The organism is Rhodomicrobium sp. R_RK_3 (assembly GCF_002198715.1).
Classification (GTDB): domain Bacteria; phylum Pseudomonadota; class Alphaproteobacteria; order Rhizobiales; family Rhodomicrobiaceae; genus R-RK-3.
Window position 1 is genome coordinate 17,930 of sequence record NZ_MWLK01000032.1, and the last position, 20,807, is coordinate 38,736.

Sequence of the window (20,807 nt, forward strand, 5' to 3'; positions counted from 1 at the left end):
GCCAAGCCGGTGACGGCACAAGCGATATTGTCCCGATGTGGCTGTAAGTCCAGGGCCAATCGGCGCGCGAGCGGGATTAGCCGTGCCGCGCGCGCTGAAAATGCGGCTCCCCCTCACCCGGCCGCCTGACGGCGTCCGCCCTCTCCCGCAAAGTGAGAGGGCCAAGCTTTTCCGGATATTTAGGACCTCTCCCTCCCGTCGTCCGGACACCGCGAAGCGGTGAGCCGGGACCCAATGGCCGGGCAGCCAGCACGGCGCCAGCCGAGAGGCGAGTAGGCCCCGGCTCTGCCGGCCGGGGCGACGGATGAGATTTTACAGCCCCGCGCTCAGCATCGAGACCAGCGCGCGTTCGGCCGTCTTCTGCGTGCGGTTCTTGTGGCGCACCAAGGCGAATTCGCGCTGCGGCAGGTCGATGGCGATGGGCCTCAACACACCCGCCGCGATGTCGCGCGCCACCACATGCTCCGAAATGATCGTCGCGCCCGCCCCCGCCTCGACGGCCTCGCGCACGGCCTCGTTGCTCGGAAGTTCCAGGAAAACCCGGAGCTGGTCGAGCGGGATGCCCTCGCGCCGGGCCAGCGCCTCGAGTACGCCGCGCGTGCCGGAGCCTTCCTCGCGGATCACCCAGGAGACGGCGCGCAGGTCGATGCCGCCGGAGGGCAGCATCGGCGGCGCCGGATAGTTCGATGAGACGACCAGCACCAGCCGGTCGAGATCGACGCGCTGGCGGGTGAGCGCCGGATGCGCCGTGCTGCCTTCCACCAGCCCCAGATCGGCGGCGGCCTCGGCGACCGCCATCTCGACGCCGCGCGTATTGCCGATGGTCACGCTCAGCCGGACGTCAGGATAGGCGGCATGGAAGCTCGCCAGACGGCGCGGCAGCCAGTAGGTGGCGATGGTCTGGCTGGCGGCGATGGCAAGGCTCCCGCGCGGCGTCGCCGAAAGGTCCTCGAGCACGGAGCGCGCGGTCGCGGCGCGGTCGAGCACGGCGCGAGCTTCCGGCAGGAAGCGGCGGCCGGTCTCGGTCAGCTCAATGCCGCGCCCCACCCGGTCGAACAGCTTTGCCCCGTAGCGGGTCTCCAGCGCGCCGATGGCGGCCGAGACCGCCGATTGGGTCATGCCAACGCTTTCGGCCGCCCGCGTCATGTGCCCGCGCTCGGCGACGGCGATAAAAATGCGGAGCTGATCGAGTGTCATGATCGGATTAAGAGATATTTCCGATTGGTCTGACAATATTAAATTGTTGGATCGATGAATCGAGTGCTGCCATTGTCGATAGAATCTGGTGCTCGTAATTTGCCGTTTTGGGGTGACGCGATGGCGTTCGTGCCGTCCGAGAGGGATTTGGTTTCCGCCGAGCGCGAGGACGCCCAGCGCCACAGCCTCGACCGCTCGCCCTACGTCTCCGACCGCATCGCCAAGACCACCTGCTATATGTGCGCCTGCCGCTGCGGCATCGACGTGCATCTGCGCGACGGCAAGGTCCGCTATATCGAGGGCAACCGCGACCATCCGATCAACCGGGGCGTCTTATGCGCCAAGGGGTCGGCGGGGATCATGCAGCATTACTCGCCCGCGCGGCTGCGCGCGCCGCTGCTGCGGACCGGCCCGCGAGGCTCCGGCGAATTCAAGGAGATTTCCTGGGACGAGGCGCTGGCGCTCGCCGTGTCGTGGTTGAAGCCGGTGCGCGAGACCAATCCGTGCAAGCTCGCCTTCTTCACCGGGCGCGACCAGAGCCAGTCGCTGACCTCCTGGTGGGCGCAGCAATTCGGCACGCCGAATTACGCCGCGCATGGCGGCTTCTGCTCGGTGAACATGGCGGCGGCGGGGATTTATACGCTCGGCGGCGCGTTCTGGGAGTTCGGCTCCCCGGACTGGGACAAGACGAAGTACTTTATGCTGTTCGGCATCGCGGAGGACCATGATTCCAATCCGCTGAAGCTGGGGCTGGCCAAGCTGAAGCGGCGCGGCGTGAAGACCGTCGCGGTCAATCCGGTGCGGACCGGGTATAACGCCGTGGCCGATGAATGGGTGGGCATAACCCCGGGGACGGACGGGCTGTTCGTCTTGGCGCTGGCGCATGAGCTGATGCGCAGCGGCGAGGTCGATGTCGATTTCCTCATCCGCTATTCGAACGCTCCCTGGCTGGTCGTCTGCGATGAGGGCAAGGACGGGCATGGCCTGTTCGCGCGGGACGCGGACGGCAAGGCGCTGATCTTGGACCGCGCCACAGGTGCTTTGCGCGCCTTCGATGCCTTGGATGCCAAGCCCGCGCTGAAAGGCGCCGTCACCTTGCCCGATGGCAGGACGGCGCGGCCCGTTTTCGAACTGCTTGCCGAGCATCTTTTGCTTGCCGAGCACAGCCCCGACGCGGTCGCCGAGCGCTGCGGCATCCCCGCCGCCACCATCCGCCGCATCGCCGCCGAGCTGGCCCATACCGCCTTCCGCGAGGAAATCATCGTCGAGCAGCCCTGGACCGATCTGCGCGGCGTCCGCCATGAGCGCTTCATCGGCCGCCCGGTCAGCTTCCATGCCATGCGCGGCATCTCGGCCCATTCCAACGGCTTTCAGACCTGCCGCGCCCTGCATGTGCTGCAATTGCTGCTCGGCAGCGTCGATTGCCCCGGCGGCTTCCGCTTCAAGCCGCCCTATCCGAAGGGCATCGACGCGCACGCCCGCCCGCATCACGCCTGGTCGCCCAATGCGCCCTTGAGCGGGCCGCATCTCGGGTTTCCGCGCGGCCCCGAGGATCTCGCCATCGATGCCGATGGCCAGCCGACGCGCATCGACAAGGCCTTCTCCTGGGACGCGCCGCTCGCCGCGCACGGCATGATGCACATGGTCATCTCCAACGCCCATGCGCGCGACCCTTACGGCATCGACGTGCTGTTCCTGTACATGGCCAACATGGCCTGGAACTCCTCAATGAACACGGCGGGCGTCATGGCCATGCTGGCCGACAAGGATGAGAGCGGCGACTACGTCATCCCCAAGATCATCTATTCGGACGCCTATTCCTCGGAGATGGTCGCCTATGCCGATCTGGTGCTGCCGGACACGACCTATCTGGAGCGGCACGACTGCATCTCGCTGCTCGACCGCCCGATCTCGGAGCCGGACGCGGCGGGCGATGCCATCCGCTGGCCGGTGATCGAGCCCGACCGTGAGGTGCGCGGCTTCCAATCGGTGCTGATCGACCTGGGCGCACGGCTGAAGCTGCCGGGCTTCACCGATGCCGACGGCAAGGCGGTCTACAAGGATTACGCCGACTACATCGTCAACCATCAGCGCCGCCCCGGCGTCGGTCCGCTCTCCGGATGGCGGGGCAATGGCTGCGAGACCGGGCGGGGCGCACCCAATCCGGGGCAGCTCGACCGCTATATCGCGAATGGCGGCTTCTCGACCACCCACGTCCCGGAAAGCGCGCGCTATTTCAAAGCCTTCAACGCCGACTATCAGCAATGGGCGATCGGCATGGGCTTCTTCGACGCGGTGGTGCCCTATGCCTACCAGCTCTATCTTGAGCCGCTGGCCAAGTTCCGCCTCACCGCGCAAGGCTTCGGCGAGCGCCAGCCGCCGGACCATCTGCGCGACCGCATCGCCAAGAGTTTCGATCCGCTGCCGGTCTGGTATCCGCCCTTCGAGGGCGAGCTGGACGGCGGCTTCCCCCTGCACGCGATCACCCAGCGCCCGGCCGCCATGTATCACGCCTGGGGCTCGCAGAATGCCTGGCTGCGGCAAATCCACGGCAAGAATCCGCTCTATGTCCCCGGCATCGTCTGCGACGAACACGATCTCCGCGACGGCGACTGGGTCTGGCTGACCTCGCGGCATGGCCGGATCAAGGTGCCGGTCGCGCGCATGGACGCCGTCAACGGCCGCACGGTCTGGACCTGGAACGCCATCGGCAAGCGCAAGGGCGCCTGGGCGCTGTCGCCGGACGCGCCTGAGGCGACGAAAGGCTTTTTGCTCAATCATCTCATCGGCGAGCTGATGCCCGAGCAGCCGGACGGTATGCGCTGGTCGAACTCCGATCCGATCACCGGGCAGGCCGCCTGGTACGACCTGCGCGTCCGGCTGGAAAAGGCCGCGCCCGAAGATGCCAGCGAGCCCGCCTTCCCCGAACTGGACTCGCCGGTCCCCGAAGGCCCGTACCAAGTCGCCTATGGCAAGGAGTGGACATGACCACCCTGCCCTCCGCGACGCGCAAAAAGCTCGGCCTCGTCATCGACCTCGACACCTGCGTCGGCTGCCATGCCTGCGTGGTCGCCTGCAAGGAGTGGAACACCGGCGGCTATGGCGCGCCGCTCTCCGACCAGGACGCCTATGGCGCCAGCCCCTCCGGCGCCTGGCTTAACCGTGTGCACAGCTTTGAGATTACGCCGGCCGCCACACGCTGTAAGGGAGGACAAGGACCGGCGCAATCTGCACAGATCGTGCATTTTCCCAAGTCCTGCCTCCATTGCGACGATGCACCCTGCGTCACCGTCTGCCCGACCGGCGCGAGCTATAAGCGCGCCGAAGACGGCATCGTGCTGGTTGACGAAAGCATGTGCATCGGCTGCGGCCTCTGCGCCTGGGCCTGCCCTTACGGCGCGCGCGAGATGGACGCGGCGGCGGGCGTGATGAAGAAATGCACCCTCTGTGTCGACCGCATCTACAACGACAACATTCCCGAGCCCGACCAGGTGCCCGCCTGCGTGCGCGCCTGCCCGGCGAGTGCCCGACATTTCGGCGATCTCGGCGATCCGGGCTCGGCGGTGAGCAAACTGGTGGCCGAACGGGGCGGCGTCGATCTGATGCCTGAGCAAGGGACGAGGCCGGTGAATAAATATCTGCCGCCGCGCGCCAAGGCGGACATCGACATCGACGGCAATTTCCGGCTGGCCGAACTCGCCATGCCCGAGGCGACGGGCTTTCTCGGCTGGCTCGACCGCGCATTGGAGAGGCTCGGCTGAGATGCATCCCGCCCCCTCCATCATCCTGTTCTCGACGCTTTCGGGCGCAGGCTTCGGCATGATGATCTGGCTCGGCGCGGGCTTTGGACCGTCCAGCCGTGGCTTCGCCTTCTTCGCCTGCGGCCTCGCTTTGGCGCTGGCGACCGCCGGGCTCTTTGCCTCCCTGTGGCATTTGGGCAATCCGCGACGCGCCTGGCGCGCTTTGTCGCAGTGGCGCTCCTCCTGGCTGTCCAGGGAAGGGATTTTTTCTATCGCCGCCCTCGCATGTTTTGGAATTTACGCCCTGCTTTGGGCGGCCGGTCAGGGTAGGTTCATCTTCCCAGGCGTATGCGGGGCTATGTTTGCCCTCGCGACCATCTACGCAACGTCGATGATCTATGCCGGCATCGAGGCGGTGCCGCGCTGGTCGAAATCGCCGACGCCCGCGCTTTTCGTGGCCTATGCCACGGCAGGCGGCGGGCTCGGCGTGACCGTGGCCGCGCTCCCCTTCACCGACCCGCCGCTGGCGACGCTCGCCGTGAGCGCCGCGCTGCTGATCGCCGCCGCCGCCGTCGCGCTGTGGTGGCGGATGCGCGCCGCCGCCATCGGCCTCGACGCCGACGGGTCGACGCCGGAGACCGCCATCGGCCTGCCGGCTCTCGGCCGGGCACGGCTGTTCGAATCCCCGCATTCCTCGCCGAATTACCTGTTCAAGGAAATGGTCTTCCGCATCGGGCGCAAACATGCGGACAAGCTGCGCCGCCTGGCATTTGGCGCTGCCTTCATCCTGCCGCTTCTGCTTCTCGGCATCGCCGCTGCGATGCCGTCCTGGTCGCCGGTCTTGTGGCTTGCATTACCGGTTCATCTGGCTGGCGTGGCTGCGTCGCGCTGGCTGTTTTTTGCCGAGGCCGAACATGTGGTCTCGCTCTACTACGGATACCGCTGAGAGGACCTCCGGAATCCAATGGGTCAGATTATGAACATGCTGAACGCGTTACTGTCGAAATTCTCCATCAAGGATGCCACCGAGCGTTACCGGCCGGAGCAGCATTACATGCGCGGGCCGGGACCGAAGGCGAAAGCCAAGGCGAACGGACGCCCCGACACGGACCATACCGACGCCGCCACCCTCCGCCAGCCGCAGCGAACGCAGACGCGGCGGGCCTAGCGGGACCGATTTCCGCCGGAGAGGCCGGGCGCGTTGCTCCCCTCTCCCGGTCGCTTCGCGCCCGCCCTCTCCCACCAGGGGAGAGGGCCATGCCGCGCCAGATGAGATCCACAATATCGCCGCCCTGCACACTTGCCCTCTCCCCTCGAGGAAGAGGGCTCCCGCCGAAGGCCGGTGGTGAGGGGGCCTTCTTTCCCGCTACCCCAGCCACCCCGTGCGGCGGAAACGTCGGTCGGGTAATGGCAGGCCGCCATTCCTCGCAAAGCGGATCAAATCCTCCAGCGAATCCGGCGGCAGCGAGGAGGTGCCTGAATCCACCACCGCGAAACGGCCACTCTCGTCCGGCGCCAGCAATTGCAGGCCCCAATAGCGGTAGCCCTCGACCAGCCCCGCATCCTGCTCGCCGAACCAGGCCAGCAACTCGCCCGGTCGCAATTGCAGATGATCCGAGAGCGCCTGCATGACCCGCGCCGGCATCGGCCCGCTGCCGAAATCGACGAGCGCCCGCGCGATCTCCGTGCTGACCCCGGCCCGCTCCAGATAGCTGACATGCATCGCCTCGAGCGCAACGCGCTGTCCCCGCTGCTCGCCCATCGCGACCAGCGTCAGCACGCCGCTGCCGACCTGCGTCACGGCATTGCCCCAGAAGACGAGGCGCGCGGCCGCAGCGCTCTCCAGGCATGGGATCGAGGCAGCCGTCTGCGGCGTCCCGGCGGCAAGCGAAGCGACGCCGCGCAGGAAGGCGTCATCCGCGAGCACATCGACGCCCGAGGCCAGGTTGAGCACGCCGAAGGCCCGCACATGCCAGCGCAAGGCGGTCATCATCAAGCCGCCGGGATGGCGCGCCCCGGGCGCCGACGGCCGCATGGCGGGCGATAGCGCGGTGATCTCGCTGCGCGTGAGCCCCGCCAGTCCATGGCGCCCGGCATGAATACCGGTCAGCGCCAGCGCGTCTCGCAGCCGGAGGCCCAGCGCGTCGAGCAGCGTCATGCCTTGCGGCGTGCAATCCTCCAGGCCGCGCGACAGCCCGGTGCCGAGCCCGCATCCCGAGCCGATATCGGCGGCGGTGAAGCCATGGAAGGCACGCGGCGCGCTGCGGCTGCAATTGGCGAGCATACGGGCAAAGAAGCGGCCCGGGCCGACCAGCGCATAGGGATCCGCCGCACTGCCGCTCTCCTGCCCGCGCAGGGTCTCGCTGCGCAGCGCCTCGAAGAACGCCGCCTGCGAGCCGAGCACCAGTTCGATCTCATCGTCGCGGCCCTCGCCGGGCAAGCCGCCGGCCGCCAAAAGACTGGGAAAGCCGATGAGGTCCTGCGCATTCTCGCCCAGCGCCAGCATCACGCGCATGAGCTGGCGCCCGTCATCGTCGAGACGCTCGATATCCTCACTCAGCTCACGGCGCAGGCTGACCCCATACGGCCCGACGACCTCGAGCGTTCGCCGCAACGCCACCTGCGGCTGCGCGATCAACCCGCCCCAGGCGGCGGCGGGGCCGGCGGCGGGATAGGCGGTCTCGGCGAATTCGCGCACGCTGGCGCGGACGCGCTCCTTCAGCGCGTCGATGGCGACGGTGATGGTGGCGGCGAGCGCCGGGTCCTGGCCGAGGCAGAGCATGGCAAGCGGCAGGGCGATGCCGTCGCCGTCGATGATCGAGCGCGAGACATGGTGAAAACCCTGATCGTTCACCTGCCGCGCGATGGCGGCGACCGGCGCGGCGCCCATTGGCCCTCGGCTGGCATTGTCGGCGACGGCGGCGAGATCGCCGAACACCGCCTCCTTCATGCTGGGATCGATGTAGAAAGCGGGCGTGCCGGCAGGATTGCCGGTCCAGCTATGCCACGCGCCAAATCCGAGATGGGTGACGATATGCGAAACCGTCGGCTCGGCGGCGATGAGAATGCGCGCGGCGGTGAGCGGATCGGCCGGGCCGTACGCGGCGAGATCGGCCAGCAATTGCGCGGCGGCGGCGGGTCCGTGCTCGGCATAGGCGATGGCGAGTTGGGCGGCGGCATATTGTGGATGACCGGTGCGGAAATCGGCCTCCGCCATGTCCAAGGCGTCGAAGAAAAGCTGGTCCTGCGGGCCGTAGACGAACAGCATCCGGTATTGGCCGTCGATCGCCTGGGGGGTGGGCGTGGCGTCGGCGACGGCGATGAAGATCGCCAGGATCTCCGCTTCCAGCGCGTCGCTGTCGCCCGTATCGGTCAGATCGTGAAGCCGGTCGATGATCTCGTGCGTCCGGCCCTGGCTGCGCCAAAGCTGGACCGCCGCCGCGCCGCGGCTGTCGACGATGGCGGCGAATGCCTCCTCGCCCTCGGGCCGGCGGGCCAGCAGATCGGCCTGCAGGGCGGGCAGCAGATCCTCCGGCGTCGAGGCGAGGCTGGTCGCGTAGAGGATTTCGTCCAGCACCAGCGTTTCCAGCCGGGCCGGATCGGCGGCCGAGGCCATTTCGCGCGCGAGCGCAAGGCGGGTCTCGTCGAGGAAGGCCAGCACCGTCCCGGCCGCGAGGGGCGTGTCCTCACGCAAATTCGGGTTGGCAATCAATGCGTCAGCGACGCTCTGCCCGTGCTCCCCGGCGATCTGGGCCAGCCGGTCGCCGGACACCGTGACATATTCCGTCTTGCCGAAAGTGCCGTCGGCGGCCGGGCGCTTCGTGCCGCCGTCGCCATGGGCGCTCTCGCTGAAAACCGTGAGCAGGAAACCGCCGGCGCCATTCGCCGCCATGCCATCCGGCGTGTCGTCGCCGTCGCCGGAATGCCGTTCCCGCTTCTCCTGCTCGATCTGGATGGCGTCGGAAAATTGCGCGGCGGCTCCGCTCTTGCCGCCCGCATCCGTGCTGTCCGGTTCGCCCGGGATGGCGGGGCTGCCCCCGATGCTATCGGCCGAATGCATGTCCGCTTCCTCCAAACGTCAAGCCACCCCTTTGGGGGAACAGAATTGGGAGCTCCACCAAATGGCGAGCCCCAGGACAGCCCTAGGTCAGCCGCGGCCTGGCATAATAGTGGAAGTTTAAACAAACGGCCATCGGCATTACACCGATGGCCATAAGTAAAGATGCGCCTTACTGTTGATAAATCGCAGCTTCACTCCTCTTCGGGGGAGGATGCTGCGATTTGATCTCAAGCTGATCGGGACGGGCGCGGATTAATCGCCGTAGGCAACGCCGGCATCCCGCAGGAAGTTGGCGATCGCGTAGCGGTCGCCGCCATCCCGGCCGTAGCGCGTCGGATAGGAGCCGCTGCCCTTGATCTGCGGACGGTAGTCCAGCCCCTTGCCGGTCGCCTCGCGATAATGCTCGAGCAGGCCGGTGAGCACTTCGCCGACGATGGCCGCGCCGACCGGGCCGAGGCGGTGGCCGCCATCATAGCCGTTGTCCTCGTCGTCATAGCGGCGCGGACCGCCATAGGGGCCTTGCGCCGAGGTCCGCCGGAAGCCGCCATCGCGGTGCCGGAAGTCGCCGCTGACCCGCTCGCCGTCCCCATCCTGCAGGCGGTGCAGATGGGTGCGGCTGCCGAAGACGCTGGCTTCCTGCAGCACATAGTACCAGAGCGGCGTCTCGCCATCGCCGAGGAAATGCTGGACGCGCTCGTCCGGCCGCAGCAGATAGGCGCGCCACGGCTCGCCGCGATAGGGCGCGCCCCGGCCGAGCAACCCGCGCGAGGCGAGCGCCGGCAGCATCTCCTCCGCGACGCGCTGGCCCGAAGGCAGGCGCAGGGTCACGCCGCGAATGAGGTTGCGGGCCGCCAGCGAGCCGAGATCGTCTTCGCCGACGACATTGCTGCGGCCGAGCCTGTGCAGGCTGCGCACCAGTTCGGGATCGATGCGGCGCGCCCAGTTGAAGCCGTAGGGCGTCTCGCGGTCGAGATGGAAGAAATAGCGCCAGTCGACCAGATGGCGCGGGGCCACCGGCTCGAAGGCGCGCGGGGCGCCGTCGCGGCCATCGGAGAGCAGATAGGTCTCGACGCCCTCGCGCAGCACATAGCGGTCGCGCACCTGGCTGTGGCCGAAGCGGAAGGCGGCGGCGGAGAATTCCACCGGGATATAGGCGTCGCGCACGCGGCCGTCATGATCGCGGAAGCCGCCGGGGAAGTAGAAGTCGCGGCCCTTCTTGAACAGGCTGGCGGTGTGCTGCGGACCGATCACCCAGGGCAGATAATCCTCGGCGATCATCCGGTGGTAGAAATGGATGACGTGGTCCTTGGCGATGGCGAAGATCTTGGCCTTGGCGTTGTCGGGCAGCGCCTCGGCCAGCTCCTGCGTGTCGCAGGAGCGCTCGCCCCGGCAGAATTCGCGCCGCTCGTCGCCGAAATCGCGCTCGACCAGAATATCGACCGTGCGGTTGTGGAAGGCGACGAACGCCGCATGGAGCTGGGACAGCACGACATTCTCGTCGTCGCGCGGATCGCCGAGCAGGGCGACGGCATCGCCGCCGGCCGGGCCGTCATAATGGCCGGCGCGGGTGCGGAACAGGTCGTAGCGCGGCGCCTCGCCTTCGGTCAGCAGCCGCCCGACGCGGATATAGGGCAGCCGGTAGAGATGCGGCGTGCGCTCGGGGCCGCCGCCATAGACGCTGTCGAGGTCGAGATCGGGCGTGCGGGAATTCTCCAGGTCGTCATCGCCCCGGATCTCGCGGCCGAGCTGGCTCCGCGCGTCGAAGGTGACGTCATGATTGATGAATTGGCCGAAAAACGTGTAGCCCGCCGGAGTCTCGCTGTCGCCGGCCGGATCGCCCGGCTCGCCATCCTCGACCATCGAGCGGCCGAGCGCCTTCAGCGCGCCGATCGAGGGCGCGTGCTCGCCGGCTTCGGGGAAGAGGCGGCCAAAGCCCCGGGCCTGTTTCTCGGCATAGCTGCGGAACGGGGCGTGATCCTCGTCGCGGTCAAAGTCCCGGTCGTCGCGCTCGCGGTCGCGCTCTTCCTCGCGCTCCTCATAGCGGCGCTCTTCGGCGAAGAAGCGCTTATGCGTGGGATATGGCACGGAGCGCGTGATATAGGGCGCGCCCTCGTCGCCGGGGCCGCTTTCGACGAAATCGGGGCGGCCGTAATAGGTCTTGCGCTCGGGCAGCGGCGGCCAGCCGACGCGCGGGGCGTAGAGCGGCTCATAGGGCTGCCCCTCGCCGGGGGTGTTGAACATGCCGCTGTCGTTTTGCGGACCGGCATAAGCGGGATGACCGGCGGCCAGCCATCCGCAGAAGGCCGCGGCGATCACCGCGCTGCCGGATGCGGGGACAGATCGGTTGAACGCGCGGGAAAGCGCGGACCGGAACGCGGGAAAACTCATGACCAGACTCCTTACCTAAGCCGGAGTTTCCCGCGCGGGAATTAAAGAAAAGTGAAATATTCTCAATTTGAATAAAAAGCTTCAGTCCACTGAGGTGCGGACTGGCGATCAGATCTCCTGAACGCAAAGGGCCGGCCGGACATTGCTGCCCGACCGGCCCGAAGGCGAATGCGGTTCCTGCGAAATCTAAACGCGGCCGACCAAGGCGAGGACCAAGAGCACCACGAGCACCAGCCCGAGAATGCCCGAGGGTCCATAACCCCAGGCGCGGCTATAGGGCCACGCCGGGAATACGCCGACCAGCAACAAAATCAGAATGACGAGCAGTAAAGTCGAAGACGTCATGATTACCCCTTCTTTGCTGAAAGACCGAGGCAGCCTGGCTTAGCGCCAGGTGCCGTCGTCCCGGTGTCTGCCGCCGGACGTGCCGCCCCACCAGGCGGCAAGACCTGCTGCGAACATGATGAAAACGATCCAGAAGCCGGCGAAGGAGGTCGCCTTGCGCGCATTGTCGGCGACTTCGAGCGCCTTGGCCTTGGCGTTGTCATAGGCCTGCCGGACGCGGGCCTCGGCTTCTTCCGGCGTCAGACCGGTGCGATCGTGCAGGAGCTGGGCGAGATATTGCCGGTCCTGATCGGGAAGCGAGCCCTGCGCCAGGCCATTGGCCAGGATGCGGCCGATCTCGCGGCGCGTTGCCTCGGTGGTCTCGGGCTGCTGCTGGGTGCCGGTATTGGGCTGAGCGCCGCTCGGGCGCAGCAGGGTATCGACGATATAGGCCGGGTCGGCCTCGCGGGCGCCGGTCGCGGCGGTCTGGCCGACGAACTGGGCGGCCTGTCCGGCGACCTGCGCGCCGGTGCGGGCGGCGCTGCTGGCGGCCATGCCGGCGATGGCGAGGCCGGCGACGATCGCCAGAGCCCAGACCGCGATGCCGGTGACGCCGTCGCGGAAGGCGACTTCATCGGGCATGGCGTCGGGGGTGCGGGGGCGCAGGCGGGCGGCGATATAGGCGCCCATGCCGATCGAATAGATCTGCACCAGCGCGAACCAGACGGCGGCGGCGATGGTCAGCTTGACGGCGGAGTCCGAGTTGAACTCATAGGGCGAAACCGAGATCAGCCCGATGGCGGAGCCGAAGGTCAGAAGCAGCCACGACAGGGCGGTGGCGGTGATGGCGCCGACAATGATGCCGGACCAATCGATATAGGAGGTCGGCTCGACCGTAATGACCTCGGCAGGGACGGCCTGCATGGCTGGAGACATGGCATTTCCTCGGATGAATTGAGAGTGCTGACGCGGGCTGCGCGGACACGAGTACCGTTCGGTCAGGCTAATGCCGGGGGTCGGATGAAAGTTCCGCCGCAGACCGCCCGGCGGGCCGCCGCTCCAGGCGCCTTGGGGGCATCGCGATTCCCGGCGCGCGCGATGTCCGGCCACGGAACGCCGGAGGTCTGCGCGGGGTTAATCCAGCTCGCAGCAGTCAAACGCCATCGGAGGCCACTAAAATGGCAGAAGCACCCACGAATTTGAACGAGCTCTTCATGCACACGCTGAAGGATGTCTATTACGCCGAAAACCAGATCACCAAGGCGCTGCCGAAAATGGCGGCCAAGGCGACATCGGCCGAATTGCGCAAGGGTTTCGAGACCCATCTCACCGAGACCAAGCAGCAGATCAAGCGGCTGGAACAGGTCTTCAAGCTGTGCGGGGAGAAGCCGAGCGGCGAGAAATGCCCGGCCATCGAGGGCATTCTGGAGGAAGGCGCCGAGCTGATGAGCGAGATCAAGCCGGGCGAAACCCTCGACGCGGCGATGATTGCCGCCGCCCAGGCCGTCGAGCATTATGAGATCGCCCGCTATGGCGCGCTGGTGGCCTGGGCCAAGGAGCTCGGCATGACCGACGCCCGCAACCTGCTGCGCGATACGCTCGGCGAGGAGAAGGACACCGACAGCAAGCTGAACCGGCTCGCCGAGGATAAGCTCAACAAGAAGGCGGCTTGAGGGTCAGGACTTGGCATCAAGGAGGGCGGCGCGGTGCGCCGCTCTTCCCCGTAAGCACAGGAGCGGCAGCGTGGTTCAGGATACGGACGTCAAGGCGCCGGCGCGCAGCGAAGTGGCGGGCGTGCGGCTGTCGAGCCCCGACAAGGTTTTGTTTCCCAAGCAGGGACTGACGAAGGCGGACCTCGCCGCCTATTACGAGATCGCCGGCGAGCGGATGCTGGCTCAGAGCGCCGGTCGGCCGCTCAGCCTCGTGCGCTGTCCGCAAGGGCGCTCCAGCAAATGCTTTTTCCAGAAGCACGACCAGGGCGGCTTCCCCGACGCGATCAAATCGATCGAGATCACCGAAGGCTCCGGCACGCTCGCGAGCTATTATTATCTCGACAATCTCGCCTCGATCATCGCCGGGGTGCAGATGGGCGTCTTGGAATTCCACATCTGGGGCTGCCACATCGACCGGCTCGAGCAGCCCGACCGGCTGGTCTTCGACCTCGACCCGGACGAGACGCTGCAATTCGCCGACGTGCAGCAGGCGGCGGCCGACGTCCGCGACCGGCTCGCCGCGCTCGGCCTGAAAAGCTGGCCGCTTCTGACCGGCGGCAAGGGCATCCACGTCGTCGCCCCGCTCGCCCGGCGCGGCGGCTGGGACGATCTGAAGATTTTCGCGCGCGGCTTTGCCCGGACGCTGGTCGATGCGGAGCCGGAGCGCTTCCTTGCCAAAGCCAGCAAGGCCAGCCGCAAGGGCCGCATCTTCATCGACTGGCTTCGTAATGACCGCGGCTCAACCGCCATCTCCCCCTACTCTACCCGCGCCCGCGAAGGCGCGCCCATCGCCATGCCGGTCACCTGGGACGAGCTTCCCAGCATCGCAAGCGCTCACATCTTCACGCTCGGCAATGCCGCCGCGCGGCTGCGCGAGCCCGACCCCTGGGCGGATATGGGCAAGGCCAGCCAATCGCTGACCAAGGCGATGGTGGCGAAGATGGAAGCCGCCGCCGGCGGGCCGTCCCGTTAATCCGCGCGAAACGATATTTGCCGGTTTGATCGGCGGCTTTAGGCAGCGGTCAACCCGAATGCTGTAATCCGGTCGCCGCGGGTCAGAGGCCGCGCGGATGTTCGAATTCTACGGCAGCATCGGCCGCCGGCGGTTTTTCTGGGCCGCCACGGTCAGGATCGGCCTCTTCGTCGCGAGCGTCGCCGGCTTCCCCTTCCTGCTGAAGGCGCTCGCAATCGTCACCAAGTGCCAGAGCGTCGGTGGCGCCTGCGGGGCGCTCGGCCTCGTCGCCTCCGTTGCCTTCAAGCCGCTGGCCTTCGCGCTGCTGGTGTTCTCCTTCATCGGCATATCCGTCCGCCGCGCCCGCGATGCCGGGCTGCCCGGCTGGGCCGGCCTGTTCGTGCCGCTGCTGCTTGCCGCCGATCAAGGCTTCCTGGTGCTGACCGGCGCGCCCTGGTCCCTCGCCTTCATCTCTGGCGCGATGGGTCCGCAGGTGCCGCGCTTCCTCCTGCTCGGCCTCGCCTGCATCGCCTTCCTGTGCGCATTGCCGGCGCGGGAGACGGCGTCCGGCAATTCGTTCGGCGCGCCGGGCTGGATCGCCTTCGGCCTTGCGCTGTTCATAGCCGCCCATGCGACGCTGGTCATTCTCGCCAGCATCCCGGCGGCATTCCCGGCCGTCATCGCGCTCGGGAAGGTGCTCGCGCCGACCCTGCCGCTGCTGCCGATGGCGATGATCGCGCTCGTCATCCTGCTGGCCTGGATGGCATGGCGGGCGCGCGGCACCGGCAGATCCGGACCCGCCCACCCGCGCGCTACGGGCCCCAGGCTGCCCGTCCGGACTTTGCTGGCGCTGGCGCTGCTCGTCACCGTCGGCGTCTTCATTGCGGTGCACGGCCCGGCATGGCCGATAGCTCTGCTGACGCAATCGACGACGGCGGTCGCCCCGACGCTGTTGCTCTATGGCTTGCTGGTGGCGGCCGTCTTCCTCGCCGTGACGCGCCCCCGGCCCGCCAGCTTCGCGCTGCTCGCCCTTGCCTTGCTGCCCTTCGCCCAATGGGCCTATGCACATTGGGCGGCGACGAAAGCGCATGAGAAGGAGCGCGCCGCCATCGCCGCCATCGCGACCACCCGCCTCACGCGCATTCCCGCGACGCTGGTGGTCGAGTCGCCGCATGTCGCGGGCTTGCGCGAGGCCTGGGCGATCCCCGGCATCGAGCGCGTCATATCGAAAGGCGCCTACGGCTCGGGCCTCATGCAGTTCGACCGGCCGCCGGCCCGCGGCTCCGCGCCCCCGGCCCAGCCGGTCGCCGCGCTGCCAGGCGAATATCTCCTGTTGAGGATCGGCCGCGCCAGCCGCTTCGCCGTCGCGCGCCAGGCCTATGCGGCGGCGGGCGGCCCGCTGGAGCTGAGGCGGATCGATCCGGGGCGCGACGACCTCGTCGCCATCTGGTACCGCACTTACGACCCGCCGCCGGCCCGTCTGCCGCTGCTGACGACGAGCGGCTGGTATCGCGGCACCAACAGCGCCGTCTCCGGGGACATCGACGCCAGCATCCGCAGCTTTCTCAGCCGGGCGCTGGCAGCCGCCGGGTGAGCCGCGCGGCGTTGCGCATCGGACGCAAAAAAAGCCACCGGGCAGCAAGCGGATGGCCTGCTGCCCGGTGACTTGATCCAACTAGCGGAGACTGCGCGCGAACGCGCCAGCCGTTACGCTGCCTTCTGGTTGACGGAGCCTTCAGCCATGGAGCTCAGCTTCTTGTCGGTGGCGACTTCCTCGCCGAGATTCTGCTGAAGCAGGGCGACGACGTCATTGCGGCCGAGCTGCTTGGCCCAGGCGATCAACGTGCCGTAGCGCGCGATCTCATAATGTTCGACGGCCTGAGCGGAGGCGATCAGCGCGGCGTCGAGCACCTTGTCATCGACATCGCCCGCGACGTCCTCGCCCTCTTCGAGAATGCCGTCGATGGCCGGGCAGGTGACCTCTTTCGGGGTCTGGCCGAGCATTTCGAAGATTTTCTCAAGCCGTGCGATCTGGCCTTCGGTCTCGGTCAGATGGGTTTGGAAACCCTGCTTGAGCTGCGGGTCGGTTGCCTTGTCCATCATGTCGGGCAGAGCGTCGGTGATCTGGTGTTCGGCGTAGTAAATGTCCTGCAAATTGTGCAGGAACAAGTCATCGAGTGTGTGAATGTCGTTTGAAAACAGTCCCATAGCGCGTTTATCCTTGGTTTGGGTGTGATTTCATCCCCAGCGAACGCGTTCCGCGCGCAAGGTGTGACTGTCAACGCAGGCACAGTCGGAAAGGTTGCGGGGTGTTTTTGGTGGTGAGGCCGGCACGGGGCGCCGATGCAGTTAGAGCGGCATCGGCTTGGACCGGATTTAATGCGCCCCTCAGCCGAAATCCCCGCGAAGGCGGGGATCCAGTACGCCGCAGCGTAAGTGGTTAGGCAGAAAGCCAATTTCGAGTTTGTGAATACTGGATCCCCGCCTTCGCGGGGATTTCGAAAAGTGCGGGCGTTGAACTGATCCCGCGCTGAGACCCTGCCCCCGAGGCAGTCCCTCAGGCCGGGATTGCCGTCGTGGCCGCGAGCGCCTGGCGCATGGTCTCGCCGACCACGCTGGCATTGGGGGCGATGCGCACTCCGGCCGCCTTCAGCGCCGCGATCTTGCTCTCGACATTGCCCGCGCTGCCCGCCATGAAGGCCCCGGCATGGCCCATCCGGCGCTCGCGCGGCGCGTCGCGCCCGACGACCAGCGCGACGATCGGCTTGCGCGGCTTGAGGCGTGCGGTGAGCGCCGCCGCCTCCTCTTCCTCGGTGCCGCCGATCTCGCCGATCAGCACGACGCCGCGCGTATCCGGGTCATCGAGGAACAGCGCGAGGCAACTCTTCAGGTCGATGCCGTGGACGGGATCGCCACCGACGCCGACCGTGGTCGACTGGCCGAGGCCCGCCGCCGTCAATTGCGCCACCACCTCGCTGGTCAGCGAGGCCGAGCGGGAGGCGATGCCGATGCCGCCGCTCCTGGCGTTCACCGTCGACATCACGCCGAGCTGGGCAACGCCCGGCGCCAGCACGCCTTGCGAATTCGGCCCAACGAGGCGCGTCTTGGAGCCCTCGAGGGCCTGCCTGACGCGGATCATGTCGAGCACCGGCACCCGCTCGGTGACGCAGACCACCAGCCCGAGTTCCGCCTCGATGGCCTCGATCATGGCGGCGGCGGCAGTGGCCGGCGGCACGAAGATGATGCTGGCATTGGCCTCGGTCGCCGCCTTGGCGTCGCGGACGGTGTTGAACACCGGCAGATCGAGCGCGGTCTGGCCGCCCTTCCCCGGCGTCACCCCGGCGACGATCCTGGTGCCATAGGCGATCATGCGCTGTGTGTGGTAGCTGCCGGCATGGCCGGTCATGCCCTGGCAGATGACGCGGGTATCCGGCCCGACAAGGATCGCCATCACACCACCTCTTTCGAAACCATCGCGGCGGCACGGCGGGCGGCATCGCCGATGCTCGTGCCCTCGACGAATTTGATGCCGAAACTTTTCAGCCGGTCGCGGGCGAAATCGGCATTGTTGCCGGCAAGCCGCGCAACGACCGGCAGCGAGCGGTTGCCGCGCCGCATGGCGATGGCCATGCCCTCGACGATGGTATCGCAGCGCTGCATGCCGCCGCCATGCACATTCAGGAGCACGGCGCGCACGGCCTTATTGGCCAGGACCAGATTGAAGGCATAGGCGATGTCGAGGCTGGTGGCGGTGGTGCGCACATCCATGAAATTGGCAGGCCGCCCGCCGGCTTCGACCAGCGCGTCGAGCGTCGCCAGCGCCAGCCCCGCGCCATTGACGACGACGCCGATATTGCCGTCGAGGGCGACATAGTTGATGTGGCGGCGGTCGGCCTGGAGCTCGGTCGGGTCGCCGTCGACATTGGCGTCGACCTGGCGCAGCGAGGCGAGATCGCGGTGGCGGAACAGCGCATTGTCGTCGACCGTCATCTTGGCGTCGACGGCGATGAAGCCGCCGCCCGGCGCGACGGCGAGCGGGTTGATCTCGATCAGGATGGCGTCGAATTCGATCAGCATGTTGGCGAGCCGCTCGATCAGCGCGGCGAGTTCGGCGGCGGAGACGGTGGCCGGGGCGATGCGGGCGGCGAGCCCGGCGAAATCGGCGACCGCCTTGTCGTCCTCGATGCGGATGGCGGTGCGCTGCAACTGGCCGCGATCCATCACCGCGCCGACCCTGCCGTCATCGACCGGCACGTTCGCGCCGAGCGCGACGATCTCGCCGGCGGCGCGGTCGACGGCGATGGCGATATAAAGATTGGTGATGGCGGTGACGGCTTCCTCGACATAGACCCAGCGCACCATCTCGCCGGCCAGGCCGGTCTGGCGCGTCACCAGCGGCTTGCCGAGCATGGCGGCGGCGGCGATGCGTGCGTCGCCCGCATTGTCGGCGAAGCGGATGCCGCCATTGGCGAAGCGGTCGCCGGCATGGATCTGCGCCTTGACGACATAGCGTCCGGGCGTCATAGACTGGACGACTTTCTGCGCGTCCTCCGCAGTCGCCGCGACGCGGCCCGCCGGGATGGCTACGCCGCGCCGGGAGAGCAGCTCCTTGGCCAGGAATTCGTGCATATGCATGGCTGCAGGGCCTTCTATGAGGCAAGCAGTCTTCCTAAAAGGCGAAGCGCGTATTTGACCTTACGCGCTCCGCTGGGTATTGGGCATGCCAAATACCAGGGCTGTTTAATAGCCGATCAGCGCTTCAAGCGGCCCTTTGGGCAGCGGCACCAGAAACCAGACTTCGAACATCAGAAACAGCGCAACCGAGGTGCCGATGCCAACCAGAACCGCCTGCTGAATATGGGCACGCGAGGCGATCATGAACGCTGTTATGAAGATCGCGGAAGAAACATATATGCCCAGATACTGGATCGCCAGCACATAGATGAGCGTCGGCCCCAAAAGGAACAGCACGCGCTTGAAGGAATCCCTGCCGACAAAGCTTTCCTCGCCGCCGGGCTCGGCATGGACGAAGGCCCGCTGCAGGTTGACGAGGCTCGCCAGCGCCATGAACAGCGAGATGTAAAAGGGGAAAAACCCCGAGGCCGGGCCCGAGCCCTCGATCCAGCCGATGCCAATGCGCCAGCTATCCACCATGAACACGCTGCCGAGCGCGATGAACAGCAGCGACACCACCATGTCCATGGTGCGGTTGGTGGCGAGCGTCGGACCCGGATCAGCCTCTTCATTCAAATTCGACATTCAATTCCTCCCTTGCGGCGCATCTCCGGCGCTTTTGAAAGCCCGTGGGGGGACGGCGGCTCAGCCGCCCCCACGGATCCGATCAATCAGTTCGCGGCGGCGGCCAGGAAGCCGGCTTCCTTCATCAGCGCAAGGTGGCGCTTCTCGGCAGCTTCCAGCCAGGTGGTGAATTCGGGGCCGCTCATGAAGGTCTGGTTGAAGGCGCCGTCGGACATGAACTTCTTCCAGTCCTCGGTCTCGGCGACCTTCTTGAACAGATCGACATAATAGGCGACCTGCTCAGGCGTGGCGCCGGGCGAGGTGAAGATGCCGCGCAGCATCTGATATTCGGTATCGACGCCCGCTTCCTTGCAGGTCGGGATGTCGGACCAGGCCATATCCGCGGTCACCTTTTCCGTATAGGTGCTGCGCTTGCTGTCGAAGATGCACAGCGGACGGAGATTGCCGCCCTTCCACTGCGACACGGCCTCGATGGGATTGTTGACCGTGGAGTCGACGTGATTGCCGACGAGCTGGGTGGCGACTTCGCCGCCGCCCTTATAGGGCACATAGGTGAACTTCTTAGGCGTGGTATTGGCTTCGAGCGCCACCGTGATGATCTGGTCTTCCTGCTTGGAGCCGGTGCCGCCCATCTTGAACTTCTTGTCGTCGCCCGCCTTCACGGCCGCAACATATTCGGCGGCGGTCTTGTAGGGCGCCTGCGCGTTGACCCAGAGAATGAACTGGTCGAGCGACAGCATCGCAACCGGCGTCATGTCCTTCCAGTTGAAGGGGACGCCCGTCGCCAGCGGCGTGGTGAACAGGTTGGACAGCGTGATGATGATCTTATGCGGATCGCCCTTGCTGCCCTTGACGTCGAGGAAGCCTTCAGCGCCCGCGCCGCCGCCCTTATTGACGACGACGATCGGCTGCTTGGTCAGATTATGCTTGGTGACGATGCCCTGGATGAAGCGGGCCATCAGATCGGCGCCGCCGCCGGTGCCGGCCGGGATAATGAAGGTGATGGGCTTTGCCGGTTCCCACGCCGCCGCTGCCACCGGGCCGGCCGTCGCACCGGCCGCCAATGCAATTGCGGTCATCACGCCTAATGGACGTTTACGCATAGTTGCTTCTCCCTAGTTAAGTCTGCGGCTCGCTTCGAGCCTTTATTCACCGGCTCATTCGATTGAGCCCTT

General features: G+C 66.9%; 17 protein-coding genes. 7 read left to right on the top strand and 10 right to left on the bottom strand.

The annotated features are described in order from the left end of the window. Positions 1-312: 312 nt before the first annotated feature. Positions 313-1,197: a LysR substrate-binding domain-containing protein gene (locus BLEFHOIH_RS18685; protein ID WP_088347547.1), complete on the bottom strand. Its 885-nt coding sequence runs from the start codon at positions 1,195-1,197 to the stop codon at positions 313-315. 120 nt (positions 1,198-1,317) lie between these two features. Between BLEFHOIH_RS18685 and BLEFHOIH_RS18690 the strand changes: the two genes are divergently transcribed. The 4 genes from BLEFHOIH_RS18690 to BLEFHOIH_RS18705 are packed head-to-tail and all read left to right on the top strand — an operon-like array spanning position 1,318 to position 6,105. Next, the gene (locus BLEFHOIH_RS18690; protein WP_088347548.1) at positions 1,318-4,185 is read left to right on the top strand and encodes a molybdopterin oxidoreductase family protein; all 2,868 of its coding nucleotides are present in this window, start codon (positions 1,318-1,320) and stop codon (positions 4,183-4,185) included. Continuing rightward, positions 4,182-4,958 (top strand): 4Fe-4S dicluster domain-containing protein, encoded by a 777-nt coding sequence (locus tag BLEFHOIH_RS18695; RefSeq protein ID WP_088347549.1) that lies wholly within the window; start codon positions 4,182-4,184, stop codon positions 4,956-4,958. The genes BLEFHOIH_RS18690 and BLEFHOIH_RS18695 overlap by 4 nt, the downstream gene beginning before the upstream one ends. 1 nt (position 4,959) lies before the next feature. Then, positions 4,960-5,883, top strand: a complete 924-nt coding sequence (locus tag BLEFHOIH_RS18700; RefSeq protein ID WP_088347550.1) for a DmsC/YnfH family molybdoenzyme membrane anchor subunit — start codon at positions 4,960-4,962, stop codon at positions 5,881-5,883. Between the two features lie 36 nt (positions 5,884-5,919). Next, positions 5,920-6,105 carry a hypothetical protein gene (locus BLEFHOIH_RS18705; RefSeq protein ID WP_170937256.1) on the top strand — a complete coding sequence of 62 codons (186 nt, stop codon included), beginning with the start codon at positions 5,920-5,922 and terminating at the stop codon, positions 6,103-6,105. A 198-nt stretch (positions 6,106-6,303) separates the two neighbouring features. Here BLEFHOIH_RS18705 and BLEFHOIH_RS18710 read toward each other — a convergent pair whose 3' ends face one another. The 4 genes from BLEFHOIH_RS18710 to BLEFHOIH_RS18725 form a co-directional block, all read right to left on the bottom strand. Beyond that, entirely contained in the window at positions 6,304-8,997 is a 2,694-nt protein-coding gene (locus BLEFHOIH_RS18710; protein ID WP_125461792.1) for a hypothetical protein, read from the bottom strand. Positions 8,998-9,249: 252 nt separating this feature from the next. Continuing rightward, positions 9,250-11,385, bottom strand: a complete 2,136-nt coding sequence (locus tag BLEFHOIH_RS18715) for a peroxidase family protein (protein WP_088347553.1) — start codon at positions 11,383-11,385, stop codon at positions 9,250-9,252. 186 nt (positions 11,386-11,571) lie between these two features. Beyond that, positions 11,572-11,730 carry a DUF3309 family protein gene (locus BLEFHOIH_RS18720; protein ID WP_088347554.1) on the bottom strand — a complete coding sequence of 53 codons (159 nt, stop codon included), beginning with the start codon at positions 11,728-11,730 and terminating at the stop codon, positions 11,572-11,574. A 39-nt stretch (positions 11,731-11,769) separates the two neighbouring features. Beyond that, complete coding sequence (locus BLEFHOIH_RS18725; protein WP_125461793.1) at positions 11,770-12,645, bottom strand: hypothetical protein; 876 nt, start codon at positions 12,643-12,645, stop codon at positions 11,770-11,772. Between the two features lie 242 nt (positions 12,646-12,887). Between BLEFHOIH_RS18725 and BLEFHOIH_RS18730 the strand changes: the two genes are divergently transcribed. The 3 genes from BLEFHOIH_RS18730 to BLEFHOIH_RS18740 all read left to right on the top strand — a co-directional run bounded on the left by BLEFHOIH_RS18730 (position 12,888) and on the right by BLEFHOIH_RS18740 (position 15,967). Beyond that, the gene (locus BLEFHOIH_RS18730) at positions 12,888-13,382 is read left to right on the top strand and encodes a ferritin-like domain-containing protein (RefSeq protein WP_088347556.1); all 495 of its coding nucleotides are present in this window, start codon (positions 12,888-12,890) and stop codon (positions 13,380-13,382) included. A gap of 70 nt (positions 13,383-13,452) precedes the next feature. Then, on the top strand, positions 13,453-14,394 hold the full coding sequence (gene ligD / locus BLEFHOIH_RS18735; RefSeq protein ID WP_088347557.1) for a non-homologous end-joining DNA ligase: 942 nt from the start codon (positions 13,453-13,455) through the stop codon (positions 14,392-14,394). Positions 14,395-14,491: 97 nt separating this feature from the next. Further along, the gene (locus BLEFHOIH_RS18740; RefSeq protein ID WP_088347558.1) at positions 14,492-15,967 is read left to right on the top strand and encodes a DUF805 domain-containing protein; all 1,476 of its coding nucleotides are present in this window, start codon (positions 14,492-14,494) and stop codon (positions 15,965-15,967) included. A 113-nt stretch (positions 15,968-16,080) separates the two neighbouring features. Here the strand turns inward: BLEFHOIH_RS18740 and BLEFHOIH_RS18745 are convergent, their stop codons facing one another. The 5 genes from BLEFHOIH_RS18745 to BLEFHOIH_RS18765 all read right to left on the bottom strand — a co-directional run bounded on the left by BLEFHOIH_RS18745 (position 16,081) and on the right by BLEFHOIH_RS18765 (position 20,711). Next, entirely contained in the window at positions 16,081-16,581 is a 501-nt protein-coding gene (locus tag BLEFHOIH_RS18745; protein ID WP_088347559.1) for a ferritin-like domain-containing protein, read from the bottom strand. A gap of 349 nt (positions 16,582-16,930) precedes the next feature. Then, a complete protein-coding gene (gene sucD, locus BLEFHOIH_RS18750) occupies positions 16,931-17,824 on the bottom strand; it encodes a succinate--CoA ligase subunit alpha (protein WP_088347560.1) in 894 nt (297 codons plus the stop codon). Next, positions 17,824-19,008, bottom strand: a complete 1,185-nt coding sequence (locus BLEFHOIH_RS18755) for an ATP-grasp domain-containing protein (RefSeq protein ID WP_088347561.1) — start codon at positions 19,006-19,008, stop codon at positions 17,824-17,826. The genes sucD and BLEFHOIH_RS18755 overlap by 1 nt, the downstream gene beginning before the upstream one ends. 105 nt (positions 19,009-19,113) lie before the next feature. Continuing rightward, positions 19,114-19,632: a tripartite tricarboxylate transporter TctB family protein gene (locus BLEFHOIH_RS18760; protein ID WP_088347562.1), complete on the bottom strand. Its 519-nt coding sequence runs from the start codon at positions 19,630-19,632 to the stop codon at positions 19,114-19,116. 86 nt (positions 19,633-19,718) lie between these two features. Beyond that, complete coding sequence (locus BLEFHOIH_RS18765) at positions 19,719-20,711, bottom strand: tripartite tricarboxylate transporter substrate-binding protein (protein WP_245297097.1); 993 nt, start codon at positions 20,709-20,711, stop codon at positions 19,719-19,721. Positions 20,712-20,807: the final 96 nt, after the last annotated feature.